Annotated in this window: 24 protein-coding genes; 6 read left to right on the top strand and 18 right to left on the bottom strand. The window is 71.0% G+C overall.

All coding sequences use genetic code 11. The features are described from left to right. Positions 1–5: 5 nt before the first annotated feature. The 3 genes from ACQ860_RS10810 to ACQ860_RS10800 are packed head-to-tail and all read right to left on the bottom strand — an operon-like array spanning position 6 to position 1,827. Positions 6–767, bottom strand: a complete 762-nt coding sequence (locus ACQ860_RS10810) for a sulfite exporter TauE/SafE family protein (protein WP_431303381.1) — start codon at positions 765–767, stop codon at positions 6–8. Beyond that, a complete protein-coding gene (locus tag ACQ860_RS10805) occupies positions 764–1,162 on the bottom strand; it encodes an ArsR/SmtB family transcription factor (RefSeq protein ID WP_431303380.1) in 399 nt (132 codons plus the stop codon). The genes ACQ860_RS10810 and ACQ860_RS10805 overlap by 4 nt, the downstream gene beginning before the upstream one ends. Further along, on the bottom strand, positions 1,159–1,827 hold the full coding sequence (locus ACQ860_RS10800; protein ID WP_431303379.1) for a peroxiredoxin: 669 nt from the start codon (positions 1,825–1,827) through the stop codon (positions 1,159–1,161). Before ACQ860_RS10800 ends, ACQ860_RS10805 begins: the two co-directional genes overlap by 4 nt. A 205-nt stretch (positions 1,828–2,032) precedes the next feature. Here ACQ860_RS10800 and ACQ860_RS10795 point away from each other — a divergent pair, with 205 nt between their 5' ends. Continuing rightward, the gene (locus tag ACQ860_RS10795) at positions 2,033–2,452 is read left to right on the top strand and encodes a hypothetical protein (protein ID WP_431303378.1); all 420 of its coding nucleotides are present in this window, start codon (positions 2,033–2,035) and stop codon (positions 2,450–2,452) included. Here the strand turns inward: ACQ860_RS10795 and ACQ860_RS10790 are convergent. Genes ACQ860_RS10790 through ACQ860_RS10775 form a run of 4 tightly spaced genes read right to left on the bottom strand, consistent with a single transcriptional unit; the run spans position 2,414 to position 5,452 of the window. Continuing rightward, entirely contained in the window at positions 2,414–3,133 is a 720-nt protein-coding gene (locus ACQ860_RS10790; RefSeq protein WP_431303377.1) for a hypothetical protein, read from the bottom strand. The genes ACQ860_RS10795 and ACQ860_RS10790 overlap by 39 nt on opposite strands. Next, positions 3,130–3,921 carry a class I SAM-dependent methyltransferase gene (locus ACQ860_RS10785; protein ID WP_431303376.1) on the bottom strand — a complete coding sequence of 264 codons (792 nt, stop codon included), beginning with the start codon at positions 3,919–3,921 and terminating at the stop codon, positions 3,130–3,132. Before ACQ860_RS10785 ends, ACQ860_RS10790 begins: the two co-directional genes overlap by 4 nt. Further along, positions 3,918–4,673, bottom strand: coding sequence for a class I SAM-dependent methyltransferase (locus ACQ860_RS10780; protein WP_431303375.1), 756 nt, complete (start codon positions 4,671–4,673; stop codon positions 3,918–3,920). Before ACQ860_RS10780 ends, ACQ860_RS10785 begins: the two co-directional genes overlap by 4 nt. Beyond that, positions 4,670–5,452 carry a class I SAM-dependent methyltransferase gene (locus tag ACQ860_RS10775; protein WP_431303374.1) on the bottom strand — a complete coding sequence of 261 codons (783 nt, stop codon included), beginning with the start codon at positions 5,450–5,452 and terminating at the stop codon, positions 4,670–4,672. The genes ACQ860_RS10780 and ACQ860_RS10775 overlap by 4 nt, the downstream gene beginning before the upstream one ends. A gap of 70 nt (positions 5,453–5,522) precedes the next feature. Here ACQ860_RS10775 and ACQ860_RS10770 point away from each other — a divergent pair, with 70 nt between their 5' ends. The 5 genes from ACQ860_RS10770 (at position 5,523) to ACQ860_RS10750 (ending at position 10,788) form a co-directional block, all read left to right on the top strand. Next, on the top strand, positions 5,523–6,785 hold the full coding sequence (locus ACQ860_RS10770; RefSeq protein WP_431303373.1) for a D-amino acid dehydrogenase: 1,263 nt from the start codon (positions 5,523–5,525) through the stop codon (positions 6,783–6,785). Between the two features lie 144 nt (positions 6,786–6,929). Further along, positions 6,930–8,117 carry a methionine adenosyltransferase gene (gene metK, locus ACQ860_RS10765; protein ID WP_431303372.1) on the top strand — a complete coding sequence of 396 codons (1,188 nt, stop codon included), beginning with the start codon at positions 6,930–6,932 and terminating at the stop codon, positions 8,115–8,117. Between the two features lie 137 nt (positions 8,118–8,254). After that, the gene (trmB, locus tag ACQ860_RS10760) at positions 8,255–8,959 is read left to right on the top strand and encodes a tRNA (guanine(46)-N(7))-methyltransferase TrmB (protein WP_431303371.1); all 705 of its coding nucleotides are present in this window, start codon (positions 8,255–8,257) and stop codon (positions 8,957–8,959) included. 65 nt (positions 8,960–9,024) lie between these two features. Beyond that, positions 9,025–9,663 (top strand): M35 family metallopeptidase, encoded by a 639-nt coding sequence (locus ACQ860_RS10755; RefSeq protein WP_431303370.1) that lies wholly within the window; start codon positions 9,025–9,027, stop codon positions 9,661–9,663. A gap of 144 nt (positions 9,664–9,807) precedes the next feature. Further along, complete coding sequence (locus ACQ860_RS10750; RefSeq protein ID WP_431303369.1) at positions 9,808–10,788, top strand: tripartite tricarboxylate transporter substrate binding protein; 981 nt, start codon at positions 9,808–9,810, stop codon at positions 10,786–10,788. 22 nt (positions 10,789–10,810) lie between these two features. Here the strand turns inward: ACQ860_RS10750 and ACQ860_RS10745 are convergent, their stop codons facing one another. From ACQ860_RS10745 to ACQ860_RS10695, 11 genes are all read right to left on the bottom strand, one after another. Beyond that, complete coding sequence (locus ACQ860_RS10745) at positions 10,811–11,779, bottom strand: class I SAM-dependent methyltransferase (RefSeq protein ID WP_431303368.1); 969 nt, start codon at positions 11,777–11,779, stop codon at positions 10,811–10,813. Continuing rightward, a complete protein-coding gene (locus ACQ860_RS10740; protein WP_431303367.1) occupies positions 11,769–13,103 on the bottom strand; it encodes an aspartate aminotransferase family protein in 1,335 nt (444 codons plus the stop codon). Before ACQ860_RS10740 ends, ACQ860_RS10745 begins: the two co-directional genes overlap by 11 nt. 20 nt (positions 13,104–13,123) lie before the next feature. Further along, complete coding sequence (locus ACQ860_RS10735; RefSeq protein ID WP_431303366.1) at positions 13,124–14,362, bottom strand: NupC/NupG family nucleoside CNT transporter; 1,239 nt, start codon at positions 14,360–14,362, stop codon at positions 13,124–13,126. Then, positions 14,359–15,651, bottom strand: coding sequence for a DNA recombination protein RmuC (locus ACQ860_RS10730; protein WP_431303365.1), 1,293 nt, complete (start codon positions 15,649–15,651; stop codon positions 14,359–14,361). Before ACQ860_RS10730 ends, ACQ860_RS10735 begins: the two co-directional genes overlap by 4 nt. 197 nt (positions 15,652–15,848) lie before the next feature. Then, positions 15,849–17,420, bottom strand: coding sequence for a bifunctional phosphoribosylaminoimidazolecarboxamide formyltransferase/IMP cyclohydrolase (purH, locus tag ACQ860_RS10725; protein WP_431303364.1), 1,572 nt, complete (start codon positions 17,418–17,420; stop codon positions 15,849–15,851). Between the two features lie 2 nt (positions 17,421–17,422). Beyond that, positions 17,423–18,532 (bottom strand): glycosyltransferase family 4 protein, encoded by a 1,110-nt coding sequence (locus ACQ860_RS10720; RefSeq protein WP_431303363.1) that lies wholly within the window; start codon positions 18,530–18,532, stop codon positions 17,423–17,425. Between the two features lie 19 nt (positions 18,533–18,551). After that, on the bottom strand, positions 18,552–20,168 hold the full coding sequence (locus tag ACQ860_RS10715; protein ID WP_431303362.1) for a heparinase II/III family protein: 1,617 nt from the start codon (positions 20,166–20,168) through the stop codon (positions 18,552–18,554). Then, positions 20,168–20,824, bottom strand: a complete 657-nt coding sequence (gene rpe / locus ACQ860_RS10710; protein WP_431303361.1) for a ribulose-phosphate 3-epimerase — start codon at positions 20,822–20,824, stop codon at positions 20,168–20,170. The genes ACQ860_RS10715 and rpe overlap by 1 nt, the downstream gene beginning before the upstream one ends. Positions 20,825–20,908: 84 nt before the next feature. Continuing rightward, positions 20,909–21,553 carry a GTP cyclohydrolase I FolE gene (gene folE, locus ACQ860_RS10705; protein WP_431303360.1) on the bottom strand — a complete coding sequence of 215 codons (645 nt, stop codon included), beginning with the start codon at positions 21,551–21,553 and terminating at the stop codon, positions 20,909–20,911. A 115-nt stretch (positions 21,554–21,668) separates the two neighbouring features. After that, entirely contained in the window at positions 21,669–22,070 is a 402-nt protein-coding gene (apaG, locus tag ACQ860_RS10700) for a Co2+/Mg2+ efflux protein ApaG (RefSeq protein WP_431303359.1), read from the bottom strand. Then, entirely contained in the window at positions 22,067–22,672 is a 606-nt protein-coding gene (locus ACQ860_RS10695; RefSeq protein WP_431303358.1) for a LysE family translocator, read from the bottom strand. The genes apaG and ACQ860_RS10695 overlap by 4 nt, the downstream gene beginning before the upstream one ends. Positions 22,673–22,678 lie beyond the last annotated feature (6 nt).

The raw sequence follows: 22,678 nt of genomic DNA, 5'->3' as shown, positions 1-22,678 counted from the left end.
GCCTTTCACAGGGAGCGCCAGATGATGAAGCCGGCCACGACGAGGACGATGCCGGCGAAGATGCGGTTGAGGGTCTCGCGCCCCGCGGCGAGGTGGCGCGCGGCCTGGAGGCCGAGCGCGCCGCCCAGCACGCCGCCCGCGATGAACTCGCCGGCGACGGCCCAATCCACCAGGCCCGAAGCAGCGTAGTTCAACGCCGTCGCCAGTCCGAAGATGCCGACCGCGAGGAGCGAGGTGCCAACGGCGTGCAGCATGGGCATGCCGGTGGCCAGGATCAGGCCGGGCACGATCAGGAAGCCGCCCCCGATGCCGAAGAAGCCCGCGAGCAGCCCGACGCCGAGGCCGATGCCGCCGAGGCGCAGCGCCATCGCGCGCGTCAGCGGGCCCGGCGCCTCCGCCGCGCCGGCCCGGCGCGGGCGCAGCATGGCGAAGCCGATGACCAGCATCATCACGGCAAAGAGCAGGATGAGACGCTGCCCATCCATCATCTTGCCGAGGGTGGAGCCCGCCAGCGCGCCGGCGAGGCCGGTGGCGGCGAAGATGGCGGCCGCCGGCCAGCGCACATGGCCGGCGCGCGCATGCCCCGCGAAATTCACGAAAGCGTTGGCCGAGACGGCGAGCGCGCCGGTGCCGAGCGCCATGTGCGGCGAGAGGCCCACGGCATAGAGCAGCAGCGGCGTCGCCACGATGGAGCCGCCGGCGCCGATCAGGCCCAGCACGAAGCCGACCAGGCCGCCGGAGCCGAGGGCGAGGAAGGCCTCGATCATCGGGCCAGGTCCCATCCGGCCCGGGCGAAGAGCCCGGCCTCGCCCGTGGCGCGCGGGGCGGCGGGCGCGGCTTCGGGCGTGGGCGCCTTCTCGCGCGGGGCGGGCGCCGCGCCGCCGATGGCCGCGCGCAGCGCTTCCAGCACGGCGGCGACGCGATGGTCGGCCAGGCTGTAGATGATGGATTTCGACTCCCGCCGCGTGGTGACGAGGCCCGCCTCGCGCAGGGCGGCGAGTTGCTGGGAGAGGTTGGGCTGGCGCAGGCCGAGCTCGCTCTCGAAGCCGGCAACGGCCAGCTCGCCATCCAGCAGGCGGCAGAGGATGCGCAGGCGCATGGGGTGAGCCAGGGCGCGCAGGAAATCCGCCGCCATCTCGGGATCGCAGCCGAGCGCGCTCATGGCTTCACCGTCTTGCGGGCCCGCGGGGTGGGGGCGCTCTGGTGATACCAGGCGGGCGTGGCGCTGCGCGCGGCCTCCTCCATGGTTTGCGGCGGCGGGCGCAGGCCGGGCTCGCCCGGGCGCCAATCGGCCGGGGTGGAGAGGCCGGAGGCGTCGTTCTCCTGGAGCGCGGCGAGCGCACGCAGGAGCTCCTCCACGCTGCGGCCCGTGCTCATCGGGTAGTAGCTGAGCAGGCGGATGATGCCGGCGGGATCGATCAGGAAGCTGCCGCGCACCGTGGCGGTGCTGGAATCTCCCGGGTGGATCATGCCGTAGGCGCGGGCCATGGCCATGGAGATGTCCTCGGCCACGGGAAAGGGGATGGCCACGCCGAACTCGGCCTCGATGGCGCGCAGCCAGGCGAGATGGGCGAAGACGCTGTCCACCGAGAGGCCGAGCAGATCGCAGCCGAGCGCCTGGAAGCGCGGGAAGGCACGGGCGAGGGCGATGAACTCGCTGGTGCAGACGGGCGTGAAATCGGCCGGGTGGGAGAAGAGCAGCAGCCAGCGGCCGCGGTAATCGGCGAGGCTGCGCTCGCCCATGGTGGTGCGGACGCGGAAAGGGATGGCGGGCCCGCCGAGGCGGGGGGCGGGCGGGACATCCGTGTCGGGGGCTTCGGTGGTCATGGCGGGTCCTTCTGGTTCATTTGATAGATTATAGTTTTGTAGATTGTCAAGTGAAAGGCGGCGCGCTGTGCCGCATGCGTTGCCCCCGCCCGACCCTCCGGAGACCTCCCATGCATCGCCGCGCCGTGATGGCCCTTCCCCTCGCCCTGGCCGGCTCTCTCGCCGCCCTGGGCCTCACCCGAGCCGGTGCGCGCCTTCGGCTCCGGTGATCGAGGCGCGCATCCTGGCGACCGGTGGCGCGGGCCAGGTGGCGCTCTGGGAGGATGTCGCCGGGCGCACGGGGGATCTCGCCCTGCTCCGCGCCATGCGCGAGCGGATTGTCCAGGTGGCGCCCAACACCGGCGCCGCGCAGCAGGCATGGCGTGGCAGGCCGGACGCCTATGATGCCTGGCTGGTCTGGAACATCTGGCAGGTCGCCGCGCCCGAGCTCGCCGACATCGTCGAGATCGAGGAGCCCTTCCGCATCTGGCGCTCGACCGGCACGGTGCTCACGCGGCGCGCGAGGAGGTGCGCCGTTTCGCCGCCTTCCTCGAGGGCCCGGAGGGCGCGGCGATCTTCCGCCGCCTGGGCTGGAGCGGCTGAGGCGTCAGCTCAGCTCGGTCCAGGGGGCGGCGCAGCGCAGTGATGTCGCTTCGGGCTTGAGGGCCGCGTAAAGGCCGCGCGCCGCGCCCTCGACGGGGTGGGGCCGGTACAGGATGCGCGCGAAGCCGAGGTCGCGCAGCAGGGGCGCCATCAGCGGCGGGTTGGGCGCCCAGCCCGAGACCAGCGCGCCATAGGGCATGGCGCGCGTGGTGGCCGTCAGCATGGGCCGCGCCTCGTCCAGCGCCGCCTGCGCCGTTTCGATCAGCAGCACCTGCCCGGTCACCGCCGCCATGCCGCGCAGCGCGAGGATCGGGTTGAAGAGCTGTTCGAAGAAGGCGGTGCCCAGCACGAGGTCGAAGCGCCCGAACTCTGCCGTCAGCGCGCGCGGGTCCAGCACCATCGCTTGCGCCGCGGCACCCGTGGCCTGCAGCGCCAGCATCGTGGCGACGCCCGCCTGCGCGCCGGGCAGGCTCCAGGCGAGATGGTCCGTCACCACGGCGCTCGCCGCGCCCCGCCGCAGCGCGGCCAGGCTGAAGAAGCCGTTGCCGGCGCCGATTTCGAGCAGGGTCATGCCGCCGAGCGGGATCGGGCCGAACAGCGCCTCCGCTTCCGCCTCCAGCGCCGCCTCGGGCCGCGCGCCGGGGGTGACGAGGTCGGTCGTCAGGCGCAGGCTCTGCAGCCATGGCAGGGACGCCACCTGCGCGGCCAGCGTCGCCTCCGTCACGGCCGGAAGTCCCGCATCGCGCCCGCGGCGCCGAGGTCGCGCCACTCCGTCCCGAAATGGGCGTACATCGCGGGCTCCGCCTCCGGCAGGATGGCGGCGAAGATGCCGCGCGTGCGGCTGCCCTCGGCCGGCAGGTAGTGCGGGTGGTCGCGGTAGTAGATGCGCGCGAAGCCGATCTGCCGCAGCAGGTGCAGCATCAGCGGCGGGTTCGGCCCCCACCAGTTGGTGTCGTCATTGGCGAGTGTGCGGCCCGGATAGAAGACCATGGCGGGTTCCGCGCGCTCCAGCGCGTCCTGGTGCGTCTCCACCAGCAGCACCTGGCAGGTGACGGCGCGCATGCGCTGCAGCACGTCGATCGGGTCGAAGAGGTGGTAGAAGACGCCCAGGAAGAGCACGAGGTCGAAGCGGCCGAGCGTCTCGTCCATCCGCGTCGGGTCGATCTGCAGCGTCTCGACCTCGAGGCCGAGTTCGGCCTGGGCGAGGTCGAAGGCCTCGCGCCCCTTGTAGACCGGATGCGTCCAGGCGAATTCATCGGTGGCCAGCACGCGCGCCGCGCCGCGCCGCCTGGCGGCGAAGCTGAAGGCGCCGTTCCAGGCGCCGATGTCGAGGACGGAACGGCCACGCAGGTCGAAGGGGCCGAGCAGCGCCTCCTCCTCGCGCCGCAGGACCGCGAGGCTCTTCGCGCCGGGGGTGACGAGGCCCGGCCGCAGCTCCAGCGAATGGAACCATGTGATGCGGCCGATCCGCCCCAGCAATTCCTGGTCCGACAGGGTGGTCCGCGGCGTCATGCGGCGGGCGGCGGGGTCAGGCTGATCCAGGGCGTATGGAACCCCTCCAGCAGGCCATCCGGCGCCGCGGGGAGGAAGGCGGCGTAGAGCCCGCGCGCGGCGCCCAGCGTCGGGTGGTCGCGGTAGAGCACGCGGCTGAAGCCGAGATCCGTGAGCAGTTGCGTCATCACCGCCGGGTTGGGCGCCCAGCCGAAGACCCAGGAGCCCTCCGGCCCGCCGATCGGCAGCACCTGCCCATGACCCATCATGAGCGGGCGCGGGTCGGAGAGGCCCTCCTGCAGCGTCTCGATCAGCAGCACGCGCTCGGTCACGCTGCGCATGCCGCGCAGCGCCTGGATCGGGTTGAAGAGCTGGTCGAAGCAGGCGGTGGCCATGACGACGTGGAAATTGCCGAAGCGCGGCGTCAGCTCCCGCGGGTCGAGCGGGGCCATTTCCAGTTCGGCGCCGAGCGCATGCGCGGCCCATTGCGTGGCGGAGAGCGCGTCGCTGCCCGGCAGCGTCCAGGCGAGATGGTCGGTCGCCAGCACGCGGGTGGCGCCGCGGCGCAGGGCGGCGAAGCTGAAGGCGCCGTTGCCCGCGCCGATCTCGAGCACATGCGCGCCCTTGAGGTTCAGCGTGTCGAGCAGCGCGGCCTCCTCGGCCTGGAGCTGCGCCTCGGGCTTCAGGCCGGGTGTGACGAGATCGGCGCGCAGGCGCAGGCTTTGCAGCCAGCGGTGGCTGGCGACGGCGGTGCGGAGTTCGGCCTCGCTCACGGCGTCAGCAACCCTTCGATGGCGCCCGGCACGTCCAGGTCCAGCCAGTTGGAATCGAAGCCCCGCACCAGGCTGTCCTCCACCTCGGGCGTGAAGGCGGCGTAGATGCCGCGCGCGCGGCCCAGCGTCGGGTGGTCGCGGTAGAAGACGCGTGTGAAGCCGAGCTGCAGCAGCAGGCTGAGCATCAGCGCCGGGTTGGGGCCCCACCAGTTCGTCGCGTCCTGGTTCAGGATGTCGCTCGGATAGAAGACCATGCCGGGCCGCGCATCGCCCGTCAGGTCCTGGTGCGTCTCGACCAGGAGCATCTGGCGGGTGATCCGCCTGAGGCGCGCCATGACATCGAGCGGATCATAGAGGTGGTAGAAGACGCCCAGGAACATCACCACATCGAACAGGCCCAGCCGCTCGGTGATGTCGGGCGGATCGATCATCTTCGCCTCGACATCGAGGCCGAGTTCGGCGCGGGCCAGCTCGAAGGCCTCGCGCCCGCGCCAGACGGGGTGGTTCCAGGTGTAGCTGTCGGTCGCCAGCACGCGGGCCGCGCCGCGCCGCTTGGCGGCGAAGCTGAAGGCGCCGTTCCAGGCGCCGATATCCACCACGCTGCGCCCCGTGAGGTCGAAGGGGGCCAGCAGCGCCTCCTCCTCCTGCGCCATGATCGCCTCGGACTTGCCGCCCATCGTCGTCAGGCCCGGCCGCAGCGGGATCGAATGCCACCAGTGGAAGGACTGCATGCGCGTGAGCAGTTCGGCATCCGAGAGGCGGGCGGCGGGCAGGTTCATGGCCCGCAAATACCAGAGGCCCGGGGGTTTCGCCATTGACCCGTGGCACACCCCGCCGCACCAATGCGCCATGCATGTCCTGATCCTCGGCGCCGGCGTGACCGGCCTCGCCACTGCTCGCGCCCTGGCCGAGGAGGGCCACGCGGTCACGGTGCTGGATGCCGAGCCCCGCGTCGGCCAGGGGGCGAGCTTCGCCAATGGCGGCCAGCTCTCCTACAGCTATGTGGCGCCCTTCGCGGGCCCCGGCGTCATCGGCAAGGTGCCGCATTGGATGCTGGACCCGGACGGCCCGCTGCGCTTCCGCCCGCGCCTCGACCCCGGGCAGTGGAAGTGGCTCATCGCCTTCCTGCGGGCCTGCAACCCCGCGACCGCCGAGCTCACCACCCGCCGCCTGCTGCTGCTGAGCTACCTCTCGCGCGACCTGATGCGGGATCTGGCGGCGCGGGAGGGCTTCGACTTCGCCTTCGCCCCGGCCGGCAAGCTGGTGCTGCAGCCGGATGAGGGCGCCATGGCCGGCGCCCGCCGCCAGATGGAATTGCAGGCCAGATGGGGCACCGAGCAGCGGGCGCTGACGCGGGAGGAATGCCTGGCGCTGGAGCCGGCGCTGGCCCGCATCGCGCACCGCATCGCCGGCGGCATCCATACGGTGAGCGAGGATGCGGGCGATTGCCGCCTGTTCTGCGAGGGGCTGGCGGCGAGCCTCCAGCGCTCCAATGCCGGCGTCACCTTCCGGCTGGGCCTGCGCGCCACGCAGATCATCCGCGCCGAAGGGCGGGTGCGCGGGGTGGCCACCCCCCAGGGCGTGATCGAGGCGGATGCGGTGGTGTTGGCGCTGGGCGTGGGCGCGCGGGCGCTGGCCCGGCCGCTCGGGCTCGACCTGCCGATCTATCCGCTCAAGGGCTATTCGCTGAGCCTGCCGATCCTGAACGAGCATGCGGCGCCGCGGATCAGCGTGACCGACAGCGCGGCCAAGCTGGTCTATGCGCGGCTTGGCCGGCGCCTCCGGGTGGCGGGGATGGCCGATGTGGTGGGCTATTCCACCGCCTTCGAGGAGAAGCGCCTGAGCAGCCTGGTGCGCCAGGCCCGCGCCGCCTTCCCGGAGGCGACCGATTGGCGCGAATTGAACCCCTGGGCCGGGCTGCGGCCGGCGACGCCGACCGGCCTGCCCATCCTGGGCCGGGCGCCGGGGATGGAGGGGCTCTATCTCAACCTCGGCCCGGGCTCGCTGGGCTTCACGCTGGCCCTGGGAAGCGCCGCGGTGGTGGCGGCCGAGATCGCGGGCCGCGCGCCACCAATTCCCCTGGATGGGTTCCGGATGGGTCCGGTCCCTTGACCCATTGGGCATGCACTGCCAAACACCCCGCGCCCGCGTGAGGTGGGCCAGCCTGACCGGGGTGTCCGGTCGCCCACTGGGTGATTCCGCGGGCTGAATTCCGTTTCGGAACACTCATCCAGCGACAAGAGGCCGAACCAAGCCATGCGCGACAAGGGCGAATACCTGTTCACTTCGGAGAGCGTCTCCGAAGGCCACCCCGACAAGGTCGCGGATCGCATCAGCGACACCGTGCTCGACACCTTCCTCGAACAGGACCCGTATGCCCGCGTGGCGTGCGAAACCCTGGTCACCACCAACCGCGTCGTCATCGCGGGCGAGGTGCGCGGCCCGGCCTCGATCACGCCCGAGTTGCTGATGCACAAGGCGCGGCTGGCGATCCAGGATATCGGCTACGAGCAGGAAGGCTTCCACTGGCAGAATGCCAGCGTCGAGTGCCACCTGCACGCCCAGTCCGCGCATATCGCGCAGGGCGTGGATGCGGCCGGCAACAAGGATGAGGGCGCCGGCGACCAGGGCATCATGTTCGGCTATGCCTGCACCGAGACGCCCGACCTCATGCCCGCGCCGCTCTACTACGCGCACCTGATCCTGCGCCGCATCAGCGAGATGCGCCGCAATGGCGACGTGGCCGTGAAGGGCCTGCTGCCCGACGCGAAGAGCCAGGTCACGCTGCGCTATGTGGACGGCAAGCCGGTCGGCGCCACTTCGGTCGTGGTCTCCACGCAGCATGAGGAAGGCCTGGACCAGGCGCAGATCAAGGCGATGCTGAAGCCCCTGATCGCCAGCAGCCTGCCCGCCGGCTGGATGTGCCCGGACAACGAGCTCTACATCAACCCGACCGGCACCTTCATCATCGGCGGCCCGGACGGCGATTGCGGCCTGACGGGGCGCAAGATCATCGTGGACACCTATGGCGGCGCGGCCCCGCATGGCGGCGGTGCGTTCTCCGGCAAGGACCCCACGAAGGTGGACCGCTCGGCGGCTTACGCCGCGCGCTATGTGGCGAAGAACGTGGTGGCCGCCGGCCTCGCGGAGAAGTGCACCATCCAGGTCAGCTACGCGATTGGTGTCGCGAAGCCGCTCTCGGTGTATTTCGACCTGCACGGCACGGGCAAGGATGTGGACGAGGTGAAGCTCGCCAAGGTCGTCCAGGACTTGGTGAACCTCTCGCCGCGCGGCATCCGCGAGCACCTGCACCTGAACCGCGCCATCTACGTGCCGACCTCCAGCTACGGCCATTTCGGCCGCACGCCGGATGAGGAGAAGGGCACCTTCACCTGGGAAAAGACCGACCTGGTCCCCGCGCTGAAGAGTGCGTTTGGTCGGTAAGGCTCTCCCCACGAAAGCGCGAAGCGCTTTCGTGGGGGCCCCGGATTGGTTTCCGCCTTGCTTGGGCGGTTCATCCTCGCGTGGCAAAGCCACGCGAGGGCCCCAGGGGGCGGAATGGCCCCGTAGGCACGGCCCTCATGACCTCTGACGATCCTGGCGCGACGGGCGATTGGCCCGAGGGGATTCCGCATCGCCTCTATGGGCGGCGGCGCGGCAAGAAGCTGCGCACCCGGCAGGAGAAGCTGCTGGCCGAGGCGCTGCCACGGCTGCGCTACACCGATCTCGGCTTCGCGGCGGGTGCGGATGCGCTGTGGTTCGAGGTGGGCTTCGGCGGCGGCGAGCACACGCTGGCCCAGATGCAGGCCAACCCGAACACCGCCATCATCGCGAGCGAGGTCTATGAGCACGGCCTCTGCTCCATCCTCAGCGAACTCATCCCCGAGGGGGCGGAAGCCACCGCCCCGGCGCCACAGCGCCTGCGTCTCTGGCCCGAGGATGCGCGCGAATTGCTGATGGCGCTGCCGGAGGCGAGCCTCGACCGCCTCTTCCTCATGTTCCCCGACCCCTGGCCCAAGGCGCGGCACGCCAAGCGGCGCTTCGTGCATCCGGAGATGCTGCCCATCGTGGCCCGCGCGCTGAAGCCGGGCGGCATCTGGCGCGTGGCGAGCGACGACCCGACCTACCAGGCCTGGGTGACGGAGGTCTTCGCCGCACAATCCGTCTTCACCGGCGCGGCGCCCGCGACGCAGCGCCCCGAAGGCTGGCCGCCCACGCGCTATGAGGCCAAGGCGCTCGCCGCCGGGCGGCAGCCGCTCTACTGGGAATGGAGCCGCGCCGGCTGAGGCGCGCCCTGCCGGATCGCGCCATGGCCCTTCCAGCGGGGCGAAGCCTGGGCGTAGCATCAGGCATGACCGCCAAGACGCCCCTCCGCCTTCTCGGCCTCGCGCTGTTCCCGCTGTTGCTGGGCGCCTGCGAGGCGGTGGCCCAGGGTGGCGCCCCCGCTGGGGCGAAAGGCGCGGCCACGGCGCCGGCTGGTTGCGACGCCAAGCAGATGATCCTCATCCAGCACGCGGTCTCCGTGGCCGAGCGCCGCACCGCGGCCGCCGTCGCCTTCATTGATGCCGAGCCCTACCACGCGCATGTGCGCGAGTGGTTCGGCACCACGCCCGCGCCCAAGATCCGCGTGCGCCTGGCCCGCACGCTGGACCTGCTGCGCCCGGAGCGCCGCCCCCCCCTGATCTGCGGCACGGCCGAGGCCTGCGGCAACCGCCCCGTCTTCGCCATCGCCAATCTGACGCGGCGGACGGTGATGCTCTGCCCCATGTTCTTCCAGGCGCGGAACGAGGGCGCGGATTCCCGGCCCGGCGTGATCGTGCATGAGATGACGCATCTCGCCGCCGGCACGGGGGACATGGCCTATGGCCGCAGCGCCGCCTTGGCGCTGGCCCGCAAGGAGCCGGACCGGGCGGCGCTGAACGCCGACAACTACGAGTACTTCGTGGAGTTCCTGCCCGACCGCACCGCGGCGCGGCCCGCAACGCGATAAACTGTTGGCGCGGCGCGCCACGGTTCGTGGTTGGCGCGGCGCGCCACGGTTGGTGGTTGGCGCGGCGCGCTACGGTTGATGGTTGGCGCGGGGCGCCATTGCTGGCTAGGCTCCCGGGCAAAGACGTCCAGGGAGAAACACCGCATGCAACGACGCAATCTGCTGGCGCTCGCCGCCGCCGCGCCGCTCGCCGGACCCGCCGCTGCCCAGGCGCCCTGGCAGCCCGACCGGCCGATCCGCATCATCGTCCCCTTCCCGGCGGGTGGCGCCACCGATGTCTGGGCGCGGCTGGTGGCCGAGCCGATGAGCGAGATGCTGCGCGTGCCCGTGCTGATCGAGAACCGCTCGGGTGCCGCCGGCATGATCGGCGCCGACGCCGTGGCGAAGGCGGCGCCGGATGGCCACACGCTGCTCTTCACCATCACGCCGCTGGTGCAGTCGCCCATCGTGCTGGGCAACGCGCCCTATGACGCGGTGCGTGACTTCGCGCCGATCGGCCAGATGGGCACGACGACGCTGATCTTCATGATCCGCAGCGAGTTGCCGCCGAAGACGCTGCAGGAGTTCATCGCCTTCGCCCGCGCGCAGGCCCGCGCGGGACGCGGCCTGACGCTCGGCTCCTGGGCCGCGGGTTCGAGCGCGCATGTCTTCGCGCTGGCCATGAACAACAAGCTCGACCTCGGGATGACGCATGTGGCCTATCGCGGCGAGGCGCCGATGGTCGTGGCCTATCTCTCGCGCGAGGTGGATGCGGGCATCAACAGCCTGACCAGCACGCGCGAGCACATCGCCAGCGGCCGCCTGCGCCCGCTGGCCGCGCTGGGCGACACGCGCGCCGCCAGCATGAACGATGTGCCGACCTTCATCGAGCAGGGGGTGGATGTGGGCCGCGGCTGGTCGGGCTTCGCGGGGCTGCTGGGCCCGGCCAACATGCCCGCGCCGGTGCATGCGCGGCTGGTGCAGGTGTTCCGCGACACGATGCACCGCGAGAGCATCCGCCAGCGCCTGCTGGCCATGGACACCGACCCCGCCTGGCTCGGCCCCGAGGATTTCGGCGCGGCCATCATCCGCGTGCGCGACATCTGGACCGAACTCACGCGCGGGATGGATCTGCAGTTGCGCTGACCGCGCTGGGGCGCCTTCGGCCCTACCGCAGCTTCTCGAAGGTGAAGGTGTTGGAGAGCGCCGACCCCGGCCTGCCGACGAGGAAGCTGTCCTCGCGCAGGTCCCGCAGCACCAGGCCCTGCCAATCGGCCAGCTCGAGGATGGCGCGCTGCGGGATGGCGTGCATCTCCATCTCGGCGCCCGGCGTGCCGGCGAGGTAGGATGCGACCTCGAAATGGTAGCCCTGGATCCAGACGGGCACCTGGAACATGGCGACGCCGCCGGTCCTGAGCGCGCGGAAGGCGTGGCGCAGAATGTTCATCGCCACCGGCGGCGGGCTGTGCTGCAGCACGATGCGCGAATACCAGAAGTCGCAGCTCTCCACCGGCATCAGCCGCTCCGGCGTCACCTGCGTCAGCGTCACATGGGCGAGGCTCGCGGCGCGGAATGTCTCGCGCGCCAGATGCAGGTGCGGGGCCGAGATGTCGAGGCCCGTGACCTCGGGGAAGCGGCGCGCCAGTTGCAGCGTGACGCGGCCGACGCCGCAGCCGTAATCCACGCAATGCCTGAACTGCCCGGCATCGCGCCCGATGCGGCCGAGCGTCGCATCCACCACCTGCGCGTCCCAGGCGCCGGCGCCGTAGAAGGCCTCGAGGTTGTCCGCGATGTTGTGCGGGAGGAAGCGCTCCTCGGTCAGCACGGACCAATGCGGCGCCGTCTCGCCGGCGCGGGTCCAGTAGCCGCCGACCTTCTGCGCCATCAGCGCCAGCGTCGCGGCATCGGCCTCGGTCTCGACATGGTTGGACGGCGCGTCGAGCGAGGGCAGGGCATGCAGGTTGGGGCCCTGGCGCAGGCCGAACTCCGCGCAGCCCGCCAGCGCCTTGCCGAAGGCCTGGAGGTCGGGCCAGGCGGCGATGGCATTGGCGATGATGTCCTCGTCCTCCGGGTCGCGGCCGAGCAGCATCCGGTAGCCGAGGATGACCGCCTCGCGCGTCAGCGGCTCACCCGGCAAGTGCGGCCTCCACGGCGGCGGAGAAGCGGTCGAGGATCATGCCCACCTCGGCCTGCGTCACGTTGTAGGGCGGTGCCAGGATGACGTGATCGCCCCGCAGGCCGTCGATCGTGCCGCCCATCGGGTAGCAGCCGAGGCCGCGCGCATAGGCCTCGCGCTTCACGCGGTCATTCATCTTGAGCGCGGGGTCGAAGACGGATTTGCTGGCGCGGTCCTGCACCAGTTCCACCGCCCAGAAGAGGCCGCGGCCGCGGATGTCGCCCACATGGCGGTGATTGCCCAGGCGCTCGGTCAGGCCCTGTTCCAGCAGCGCGCCCATGGCGTTCACGTTGGCGAGCAGGTTCTCCTCCTCGATCACCTCCTGCACCGCGAGCGCGGCGGCGCAGGCCATGGGGTGCGCCTGGTAGGTGTGGCCATGCATGAAGCCGCCCGAGCCGTCGCGGATCGCGGCGATCACGCGCTCCTGCACCAGGATGCCGCCGATGGGCTGGTAGCCGCCGCCGAGACCTTTCGCGATCACCTGGATGTCGGGCGCGACACCTTCCTGCTCCCAGGCGTGCATGGTGCCGACGCGGCCCATGCCGCTCATCACCTCGTCCAGGATGAGCAGCGCGCCGTGGCGGTCGCAGATCTCGCGCACCTTCTGGAAATAGCCGGGCAGGGCGGTGACGCAGCCGAGCGTGGCACCCACCACGGTCTCGGCGCAGAAGGCGATGACATTCTGCGGGCCCAGGCGCTGGAACTCGGCCTCCAGCTCGTCAGCGAGGCGCTGCACGTAGTCGGCGTCGCTCTCGTCATCGCGCCGGTCACGATAGGCATAGCAGGGCGAGACGTGGCTGAAGGCCTGGCTCAGGATGGGCGCATAGGGCGCGCGGCGCATGGCATTGCCGCCGGCGGCCAGCGCTCCCAGCGTATTGCCGTGATAGCTCTGGCGGCGAGCGATGTAGCGCGTGCGCTGCTTCTCGCCCTTCTCCACGAAATACTGGCGCGCCATCTTGAGCGCCGCCTCCATCCCCTCACTGCCCGAGGAGACGAAATAGGCATGCGTCAGGCCGCCCGGCGCATGGCCCACGAGCCTGTCGGCGAGACGTTCCGCGCTCTCGCAGGAGAAGAGGGCGGTGTGCGCGTAGGTGAGCTGGCCGAGCTGCGCCTGCATCGCGGCCAGCACATGCGGATGGCCATGGCCGAGGCAGGCGACCGCCGCCCCCCCGCTGCCGTCGATGACCGCATGGCCGGTGGATTCCGTGAGCCAGATGCCCTGGCCGGAGACGGCGACGGGCGGCGCCGTCTTGAGGTTGCGATGGACGAGATGGGACGTGCTCATGCGCGAAGCCTAACCCGGCCTCAGGGCGGTGTCAGCACGCCGACCGCGGCGCCCGCCATGCAGCAGGCCAGCGTGGCGGCGAGGAGCGAGGGCAGGCCGAGGGCGACGATGTCGGCCCGGCGCTCGGGGCACATGGCGCACATGCCGCCCAGCATGATCCCGAGCGAGCCGAAATTGGTGAAGCCGCAGAGCGCATAGGTGAGGATGAGGCGCGAGCGGTCCGAGAGCGCGGCCGCGCCGCCGCGCGCCATGTCGAGATAGGCCACGAACTCGTTCACGACGAGCTTCACGCCGAGGAACTGAGCGACCGTGCCGGCCTCGGCCGCGGGGATGCCCATGGCCCAGGCCAGCGGCCAGAACAGCACGCCGGCCACCTGCTGCAACGTGATGCCGAGGAGGGGCAGCAGGACCTCATTGCCCAGCGCCACCAGCGCCACGAAGACGATGAGGCTCGCCATGATGCCAAGCAGGAGCTGCAACCCATCCGTCGTGCCCTGGACCAGGGCCTCCATGGTGCTGGAATAGAGGGGGGGCGCTTCCGCCTCGCCCTCCGTGACCGTGCTGCCCGGGATCATCAGCAGGGCGACCAGCACGGCGGCCGGCGCGCTGATGAGCGAGGCGGTGAGCAACTGCCCCGCCGCATCGGGCACGACGGGGGAGATGATCAGCGCATAGACCACCAGCATGTTGCCCGAGATGGTGGCCAGCCCCGCGACCATGACGACGAAGAGCTCGGAGCGGGTCAGCTTCGCGAGCCAGGGGCGGATGAGCAGCGGCGCCTCCACCATGCCGACGAAGACATTGGCCGCGACGGAAAAGCCCGCCGCGCCGCCCAGGCCAAAGAGGCGGCGCAGCCCATGCGCCAGGCCGCGCACCACGAAGGGCAGCACGCGCCAGTGGTAGAGCACGGCGGAGAGCGCGCCCACCAGCAGCACCAGCGGCAGGGCCTGGAAGAAGAGGATGAAGGAGGCGCCGGGCGAGGTTTCGGCGAAGGGCAGCGGCGCACCTCCCAGATAGCCGAAGACCAGCGAGGTGCCGGCCTGGGTCGCGCGCGCCAGCGCCTCCACCGCGCGGCCGATGAGGGCGAAGCCGGCGCGCAGCGCCGGGATGTGCAGCAGAAGGGCGGCGGCGCCGATCAGGCCGATCAGCCCGCCGGCCACGACGCGCCACGAAGCCTCCCGCCGGAAGCCGCCGAGCGCCCAGGCGAGCAGGCAGAGCAGGGCGAGACCCGCGGCGGATTGGAATTGCAGCGACGTCACGGCAGGGCCTCGTCATCTTGGGGCGCGTCCAAGCCCAGCAGTTCGGCGGATTCCTCGTCGGGCAGGGCCTCGACGGTCCTGAGCTTGCGGGCGATCTGCCGCGTGCGGGTCTGCGCCTCGCCGATCGTGCGCGTCATCGTGCCGGCCTGCTTGCCGAGCTTGTCCAGCACCTCGGCCATCTTGCCCATCTCGCCTTTGGTGGCGGCCAGCAGTTCCCGCACGGACTCCGCGTTCTTCGACAGCGCCAGCGTGACATGGCCGAGCTGGATGGTGCGCAGCAGCGCCGGCAGCAGCGAGGGGCCGAGGATGAGCACGCGATGCGTGCGGCCGATGTCGTCAATCAGGCCGGGGATGCGCGCGACCTCGGCATAGAGGCCCTCGGTGGGCAGATACATCACGGCGAATTCCACCGTGCGCGGCGGGATGATGTATTTCTCCGCGATCTTCTTCGCCTCGCCGCGGATGCGCACTTCGAGCGCCTTGCGCGCCGCGGCTTCGGCGGCGGCATCGGCGGCTTCCCAGGCGTCGAGCAGCCGGGCGTAGTCCTCGACGGGGAATTTCGCGTCCACCGGCAGCAGCACGCGCGTGGCGCCCGTGCTGGGCATCACCACGGCGAATTCCACGACATCGGCGCTGTCCTCGCGCAGGCGGACATTGGCCTCGTAGCCGCCCTCGGGGAGGATGTCGTCCAGCAGGGCGCGCACCTGCGTCTCGCCCCAGCCGCCGCGCGTCTTCACATTGCCGAAGAGGCGCTTGATGTCGCCGATCTGGCCGGTGACGGCCTGGATCTCGCCCATCGCCTTCTGCACGGCGGTGAACTGGTCGATGACGCGTGCGAAGCTTTCATTCATCTGCTTCTCGACCGCGCCGGCGAGCTGTTCGTTGACGCTCTTCTGGATCTCGGCGAGGCGCTTCTCATTCGTCTCGCGCATCTCGGTGAGCTTCTGGTCGAGCAGGTCGCGCGAGCGGTTGGCCTCGGTGGCGAGGCGGTCCAGCAGGGATTTTTCCAGCGCGGCCAGCGCCGTGGTCTGTCGGTGCTGCGCTTCGTTCAGGAGCTTCGCCTGCTCGATGGCGAAGCCCGAGACGGCCGAGCCGAGCGCCGCTTCGCTGGCGGCGAGCGCGGCCTTCACCTCACCGGTAAGGGCACCGAGCCGTTCGCCCTGCCGCTCCTGCGCGGCCTGCAGCAGGGGCAGGGCGGGATCGGAGCTTGGCTTGCGCGCGAGCAGCACGCCCAGCACCGCGAGCAGCAGCACCACGACCAGAACGAGCAACGCCGCTTCAACCGTCACGCCATCCCCCGCGCCGAATCGCGCGAATCATGCCGATTTCCACGAATGCCGGCCAGCCCGAGCGAAAGCGGACCCGCGCCAGCCCTTCCGCCCCCCGTGGCCCTCCGGTGGCTTCGCCACCGGAGGATGAGCCGGCCTCAATGAATCAGCGCCAATCCGGGGCCCCCGCAAAAATGCCGAAGGCGTTTTTGTGGGGATTAATGTCGGAAGTGTCGCATCCCGGTGAAGACCATGGCGAGGCCGGCGGCATCGGCGGCGGCGATCACCTCGGCATCGCGCATGGAGCCGCCGGGCTGGATCACGGCGGTCACACCCGCGGCGGCGGCGGTCTCCAGGCCATCGGCGAAGGGGAAGAAGGCGTCCGACGCCACGACGCTGCCCTTGGCCAGCGGCTCGGGCAGGCCGGCGGCGCGGGCGGCGGCCTCGGACTTCCAGGCGGCGATGCGGCTGCTCTCCACACGGTTCATCTGCCCAGCGCCAATGCCGACGGTGGCGAGGTTCTTCGCGTAGATGATGGCGTTGGACTTCACATGCTTGCAGACGCGGAAGGCGAAGAGCAGGTCCGCCATCTCGGCCGCCGTCGGCGCGCGCTTCGTGACGACGCGCAGATCGGCCTCGGTCACGCGGCCGGCGTCACGCGATTGCGCGAGGAAGCCGCCGGCGACGCTGCGGAACACCATGCCGGGCTCCACGGGGTCGGGCATGCCGCCGGTCAGCAGCAGGCGGAGATTCTTCTTGCGGGCGAAGATGGCGCGCGCGGCTTCATCGGCGTCGGGCGCGATCACCACCTCGGTGAAGATCGCGGTGATCTTCTCGGCCGCCGCCGCGTCCAGCGTGCGGTTGGCGGCGACGATGCCGCCGAAGGCCGAGACGGGGTCGCAGAGCAGCGCGCGGTCCCAGGCCGTCGCCAGGTCATCTGCGATGGCGATGCCGCAGGGATTGGCGTGCTTGACGATGACGATGGCCGGCGGCTCGAACTCGGCGCAGGCCTCATAGGCCGCGTCCGTGTCGTTCAGGTTGTTGTAGGAGAGCTCCTTGCCCTGGATCTGCTTGGCGGTGGCGATGCCCGGGCGGTTGCTGCCATCGAGGTAGAAGCCCGCCTTCTGGTGCGGGTTCTCGCCATAGCGCAGCGTCTGCGCGAGCTGGCCGGCGAAAGCCAGGCGCGGCGGGAAATCCTGGCCGAGCTGGCCGGCGAACCAGGTGGAGATGGCCGCGTCATAGGCGGCGGTGCGGGCATAGGCGGCGGCGGCCAGCTCGCGGCGGAGTTCCGCACTGGTGCCGCCCGTGGCCTCGATCTCTGCGGTGACGCGGGCGAGATGCGCGGGCTCGGTGACGACGACGACATGCGCGTGGTTCTTGGCCGCGCTGCGGATCATGGCCGGGCCGCCGATGTCGATGTTCTCGATGCAGTCCTCGAAGGCGGCACCCTTCGCGACCGTCGCCTCGAAGGGGTAGAGGTTCACGGCGACGAGGTCGATCGGCGCGATGGCGTGCTCGGCCATCTGGGCCACATGCGCGGCCTCGTCGCGCCGGCCGAGGATGCCGCCATGCACCTGCGGCACCAGCGTCTTCACGCGGCCATCCAGGATCTCGGGGAAGCCCGTGTGCTCGCTGACATCCTTCACCAGGATGCCGGCGGCGCGGATCGCCTGGGCGGTGCCGCCGGTGGAGAGGATCTCCGCGCCGCGATCGGCCAGGAAGCGGGCGAATTCCACGATGCCCGTCTTGTCGGAGACGGAGAGCAGGGCGCGGCGGATAGGGAGGCTCATGGTCACAATCCCAACAGGTCGAGCGTGCGGCCCACCACCGCGCTCTCGGTGAATTTCTCGCGGGCACGGGCCAAGCCCGCGACGCCCATCCTCTGCCTGAGCGGCGCATCCGCCGCCAGCCGCGCCAGCGCAGCCCCGAGTGGCGCCACCTGCATGGGCGGGGCCAGCAGGCCGGTCTGCCCATCCACCACCAGCTCGCGGCAGCCGCGGATGTCGGTGCTGACGATGGGCAGGCCGGTCAGCATCGCCTCGATGATGCTCATGGGCAGGCCCTCGAAATGGCTGGGCAGGGCGAAGATGTCGGCGGCCTGGAGCAGGCTGGCGACGTCATGCCGGTAGCCCAGCATCCGCAGGCGCGGGCCGAGGCTGGCGGCGGCGCGGGCGAAATGGGGCGTCAGGTCCTCGCCATGGTCGGAAGCGAGCCGCTCGCCCACCACCCAGAGATGGGCGTTGGGCACGGATTCCATGGCCTCAAGCAGCTCGGGCCAGCCCTTGTGGCGGACCAGGCGCGAGATGCCGATGATGACGCAGTCGCGCTCCGCCACGCCCATTTCGGCGCGCAAGGCGGCGCGCGTCGCGGCGTCGGGGTGGAAGATCGCGGGGTCGCGGCCATTGCCCGTCGCGGTGGCGTCGCGATGGATCCAGAGGCGGCGGGCGTCCCGCGCCTCCTCCTCGCTCACGGTGAGGAAGGTGTCGGTCATGCACCCACCCAGCCATTCGACGCCGAGCGAGAGGCCGCGCCGCCAGAGGGGGCCGGGTTGGTTGAAGAGAAAGCCGTGGCAGGTATAGGCGATGCGCGGCACGCCCTCGAGCTTCGCCGCCGCCCGCGCCAGGAAGCCCGAGATGGGCATATGCGCATGCACCAGGTCGAAGCGTTCCTCCCGCATGATCTGGCGGAGTTGGCTCAGGGCGGGCAGATGTGCGCGCGGGTTCAGGCTGCGCTGCAGGGGCACGGGAATGATGCGGAAGCCCTCGTCGCGCGCCACGTCCAGCAGCGGGCCCTCGGCCGAGATGCCCACCACCTCATGCCCGCGCGCGCGGGCCCCGCGCATTACAGGCAGCAGGAAGTGCCGGAGCGAGAAATCCACATTGGCGAGTTCGAGGATCTTCACGGCGGGCCTGTGATCGGCCCTAGTTTTCGCCGCCTGGAACGACGCGGCTGATGGCCCATTGCACCGTCTCCGCCTCGCCATCCAAGGTGAGGACGATCTGGCTGGAGCGGCGCGGCTCGGCGGCCAGATAGACGCTCTCCTCCAGCTCCACGCGGGCGCCGCGGGCGCGGAAGCGCCAGCCCTGGCCGCCGGAGAGGCGCATCAGCACGCCGCCCTCCTCCTCCTGCAGCACGGCCGTGACGGCGGGGTGCAGGTGGAAGCGGATGGCCCAGGCGGTCCCGGGGCCGGGGAAGGGCTCCAGCACATCCTCGCCGCGCAGGTCGTCGCCGCTCTCGGAGAGGTAGAGGCGGCGGCGATGCACGACGCCATGGGTGCGGCGATAGCCGTCATGGCTGATGTCGAGCCATTGCGCGCCATTGGCCTCCTGCCGCTCGATCTCGACGCGCTCGGGGCGGCGGCCCAGGCCCTCATCGCGGAGTTCGGCGCTGTTCGTGTCGGCCACGGTGAGGGTGGAATGGGCAGCGGTGCCGCGCAAAGCGTCACGCCAGGCGGCATCGGCGGCCGGGGCGGCGCCGCAATTCACGATCAGCCGGTCGCGGCCGATGGACATCTCGAAAGAGAGCGTCCCGGCATGGGCCGAGCGATCCGCGCCGCGCGGCAGGCCGGAGGCGGGGTCGGCCGGGCGGCCGGGCGGGGGCGCGCCGCAATCGGCGATGACCAGCGTGCGGCCGGCGGCCATGCGGTGGAAGCCCGTCTCCTCCAGCAGCATGGGCGCGCGGCCCTTGGCGAGGCCCTGGGCCAGGACGACGTCCACCAGCGCCGGCGCTTCCTCCCGCGTGCTGTTGAAGAGGGCCAGCGACATGTCGCCATGGCGGAAGAGGCGCAGCGCCTGGCCCGCGCGCTCCAGCGCCAGCGAGAGCTGCGGCGGCGAGGCGATGCCCACCCCGTTCAGCAGATTGCGGATCTCGATGAGGTCCTGCAGGGCGAGCAGCTGCACCGCCGGGCTGCGTTCGACATGGCCGCCATCGGGGTGGAATTGCCGCTCCAGCTCGGGGCCGAGGAAGCGCAGGGCGCGCGTCATCCAGGCCTCTTCCTCCAGCGCCACGGCGGCGGCGATGCAGCCCTTGAGCGCGACGAGCCCGCCACGATGCGCTGCCTCGGCCGGCAGGCTGGCGGAAAGGGCACGGCCGTCGAGGGCGAGGCGCTGCAGCAGGGGCTTGCGGAAGGCCTCCTCAGCGGTCGCGGCCAGGAAATCCCAATGGCCGAGCCAGGCGGAGATGCGCGCGGCGGCGACTTCCGGCGCCTGGGCCATGGGCTCGGCGGCGCCACGGGCCAGCCAATCCTCGGTCAGGTCGCGCGCCATGACGCGGGCGGCATCGGTGCCCAGCATGCGCAGGTCACGCAGCCAGGCGAAGCTGTGGGCGGCCTGGCGCCAGAGCACGGGGCCGGCGGCGGGCGTCCAGTCGTTCAGCAGGCGGACGGAGCCCAGCACCTCGAACTCGCCACGCAGAAGGCGGGCGCCGCGGGCGGCATCGCCGGGCCAGAGGTCGCGGAAGGAGCGGGCCGGCGCGTCTGGCACGCGCATCGGCTTGAGGCGCGTGAAGAGGCCGCGGACGTTGCGGAACACATCGGCCATCAGGCGCCCCCCCGGAGCCCGGCGATGGCCTGGGCGTAGTCGGCCGCGCCGAAGACGGCGGTGCCGGCCACCAGCACATCGGCGCCGGCGGCGATGCAGTCGGGCGCCGTCTTCAGCGTCACGCCGCCATCCACCTGGAGCGCGATGTCGCGGCCGGATTCGGTGATCATGCGGCGAAGGGCCGCGATCTTCGGCAATTGGCTCGCCAGGAAGGATTGCCCGCCAAAGCCCGGATTGACCGACATGACGAGGATGAGGTCCGTCAGGTCCAGCACATGGGCCAGGCACTCGATGGGCGTGGCCGGGTTCAGCACCACGCCCGCCTTCTTGCCCAGCGCGCGGATGGTCTGGAGGCTGCGATGGAGATGTGGCCCGGCCTCGGGGTGCAGGCTGATGAGGTCAGCGCCCGCTTCCGCGAAGGCGGCGAGATAGGGATCGGCCGGCGCGATCATCAGGTGGACATCGAAGGGCATGGCGCTGTGCTTGCGCAGCGCCTTCACCAGCCCGGGGCCGAAGCTGATGTTCGGCACGAAATGCCCGTCCATGATGTCGAGGTGCAGCCAATCGGCGCCCGCGGCTTCGATGGCACGGACTTCCTCGCCCAGGCGGGCGAAGTCGGCGGCGAGCAGCGAGGGGGCGATGCGGATGGCGGACATGGGACCCGGAGAGAAAAACGCCCTTCCGGTTAGCCCATTCATCCCCGCCTGCAAACCTTCGCAGGCAGGGATTCGAGGGCAAAATCAGCCCTCGAGGATGCCGCCGCGCGAGCCGCCGATGATCGAGAGGAATTCGCGGCGCGTCGCGTCATTGGTGCGGAACTCGCCCAGCATGCGCGAGGTGACCATGGAGACGCCCGGCTTGTGGATGCCGCGCGTGGTCATGCACTGGTGAGCGGCCTCGATGACGACGGCCACGCCCTTGGGCTTCAGCACGCTCTCGATCGTGTTGGCGATCTGCGCCGTCAACTTTTCCTGGATCTGCAGGCGCTTGGCGTAGGTCTCGATGACCCGGGCGAGCTTGGAGATGCCGACCACCCGGCCATTCGGCAGATAGGCGATATGCGCCTTGCCGATGATGGGAACCATGTGGTGTTCGCAATGGCTCTCCAGGCGGATGTCGCGGAGCACCACCATCTCGTCATAGCCGTCCGTCTCCTCGAAGGAGCGGGCGAGCATCTCGACGGGGTCATGACCGTAGCCGGCGAAGAATTCCTCATAGGCGCGCGCGACGCGGGCGGGGGTGTCCACCAGGCCCTCGCGGTCCGGATCGTCACCGGCCCAGAGAAGGAGGGTGCGCACCGCGGCCTCGGCTTCGGCGCGGCTCGGGCGCTCGATGGCGCTCTGCGTGTCGTCGGCCTTGGCGCTGGCGGGCAACTGGATGTTCATGGCTTCGATCATTCCTGGAGGGGCTGCATCAGCCCCGAGATGGGGCCGCGTCAGTCCTTCGACTTCGCCAGATGGGGCGGCGGCGTGACTCCGCAAGACGTGGGCCTTGCGGAGTTCAGTGCACCCCCCCCTGCTGGTGCGGGCTGTCGAGCGAGAAGGCGGGGACGGCGGCGTCGAATTCCTCGCCCGTTGCGCTCACGATCATGTGGTAGGTGCCGCGCATGAAGCCGGATGGCGTGGGCAGCGGCGTGCCGGATGTATAGTCGAAGCTCTCGCCCGGTTCGAGGATGGGCTGCTCGCCCACCACGCCCTCGCCATGGACGCGCATCTCGCGGCCCAGGGCGTCGGTGATGATCCAGCTGCGCTTGAGGAGCTGGACCGTGACGGAGCTGAGATTCTCGATCTGCACCTTGTAGGCCCAGACATAGCGCCCGGCCTCGCTGTCCGACTGGTCGGCCAGGAAGAAGGGGCGGATGGTGACGCGCACGCCGCGCGTGACGGTGGTGTAGGGCTTCATGCGCGGCGCATCGCGGCGGTGGCGAGGCCGGCGCCGATCAGCATGCCGCCGCCGAGACGGTTGAAGCCGCGGCGGATGGCGGGCCGCTTCACGGCATCCGAGAGCTTGCCCGCCAGCAGGGCGTAGCCCAGCGCGTTCAGCGCACCGAGCCCCACGAAGGTGACGAGGACGATGGCCGCCTGCGGCAGGAAGGCGCTGGCCGGGTTCAGGAATTGCGGCACGAAGGCCACGAAGAAGGCGATGCTCTTGGGATTCAGCACGGTGACCAGGAAGGCGTCGCGGAAGGCGTGGCGGCCGGGCAGTGCCACGGCCTCGCCCACCGGCGCCCGCCAGAGCTTGATGCCAAGCCAGATGAGATAGGCCGCCCCCAGCCATTTCGCCACGGTGAAGGCGGTCGCACTCGCCGCCAGCAGCGCGCCGAGGCCGGCGAGCGATGCGGTGAGCGCCACCGCATCGCCCAGCGCCACGCCACCCACGGTGGGCAGCGCCGCGCGCCACCCGCCGCCGAGCGAGCGGCCCAGGATGAAGACCACGACCGGCCCCGGGATCATCACGGCGATGAGCGAGGCGGCCGCGAAGGCAAGCCAGGTTTCGAGCGTCATGAGCGC

Source organism: Sediminicoccus sp. BL-A-41-H5 (assembly GCF_050632405.1).
GTDB lineage: Bacteria > Pseudomonadota > Alphaproteobacteria > Acetobacterales > Acetobacteraceae > Roseococcus.
This window is presented reverse-complemented; position numbering and strand designations above follow the sequence as displayed.

What these genes read in the sequence shown, in the direction of transcription:
- ACQ860_RS10810 (WP_431303381.1), bottom strand. Translation starts at nt 767, where the DNA reads ATGATCGAGGCCTTCCTCGCCCTCGGCTCCGGCGGCCTGGTCGGCTTC.
- ACQ860_RS10805 (WP_431303380.1), bottom strand. Translation starts at nt 1,162, where the DNA reads ATGAGCGCGCTCGGCTGCGATCCCGAGATGGCGGCGGATTTCCTGCGC.
- ACQ860_RS10800 (WP_431303379.1), bottom strand. Translation starts at nt 1,827, where the DNA reads ATGACCACCGAAGCCCCCGACACGGATGTCCCGCCCGCCCCCCGCCTC.
- ACQ860_RS10785 (WP_431303376.1), bottom strand. Translation starts at nt 3,921, where the DNA reads ATGACGCCGCGGACCACCCTGTCGGACCAGGAATTGCTGGGGCGGATC.
- ACQ860_RS10775 (WP_431303374.1), bottom strand. Translation starts at nt 5,452, where the DNA reads ATGAACCTGCCCGCCGCCCGCCTCTCGGATGCCGAACTGCTCACGCGC.
- ACQ860_RS10770 (WP_431303373.1), top strand. Translation starts at nt 5,523, where the DNA reads ATGCATGTCCTGATCCTCGGCGCCGGCGTGACCGGCCTCGCCACTGCT.
- metK (WP_431303372.1), top strand. Translation starts at nt 6,930, where the DNA reads ATGCGCGACAAGGGCGAATACCTGTTCACTTCGGAGAGCGTCTCCGAA.
- trmB (WP_431303371.1), top strand. Translation starts at nt 8,255, where the DNA reads ATGACCTCTGACGATCCTGGCGCGACGGGCGATTGGCCCGAGGGGATT.
- ACQ860_RS10755 (WP_431303370.1), top strand. Translation starts at nt 9,025, where the DNA reads ATGACCGCCAAGACGCCCCTCCGCCTTCTCGGCCTCGCGCTGTTCCCG.
- ACQ860_RS10750 (WP_431303369.1), top strand. Translation starts at nt 9,808, where the DNA reads ATGCAACGACGCAATCTGCTGGCGCTCGCCGCCGCCGCGCCGCTCGCC.
- ACQ860_RS10740 (WP_431303367.1), bottom strand. Translation starts at nt 13,103, where the DNA reads ATGAGCACGTCCCATCTCGTCCATCGCAACCTCAAGACGGCGCCGCCC.
- purH (WP_431303364.1), bottom strand. Translation starts at nt 17,420, where the DNA reads ATGAGCCTCCCTATCCGCCGCGCCCTGCTCTCCGTCTCCGACAAGACG.
- ACQ860_RS10715 (WP_431303362.1), bottom strand. Translation starts at nt 20,168, where the DNA reads ATGGCCGATGTGTTCCGCAACGTCCGCGGCCTCTTCACGCGCCTCAAG.
- rpe (WP_431303361.1), bottom strand. Translation starts at nt 20,824, where the DNA reads ATGTCCGCCATCCGCATCGCCCCCTCGCTGCTCGCCGCCGACTTCGCC.
- folE (WP_431303360.1), bottom strand. Translation starts at nt 21,553, where the DNA reads ATGAACATCCAGTTGCCCGCCAGCGCCAAGGCCGACGACACGCAGAGC.
- apaG (WP_431303359.1), bottom strand. Translation starts at nt 22,070, where the DNA reads ATGAAGCCCTACACCACCGTCACGCGCGGCGTGCGCGTCACCATCCGC.
- ACQ860_RS10695 (WP_431303358.1), bottom strand. Translation starts at nt 22,672, where the DNA reads ATGACGCTCGAAACCTGGCTTGCCTTCGCGGCCGCCTCGCTCATCGCC.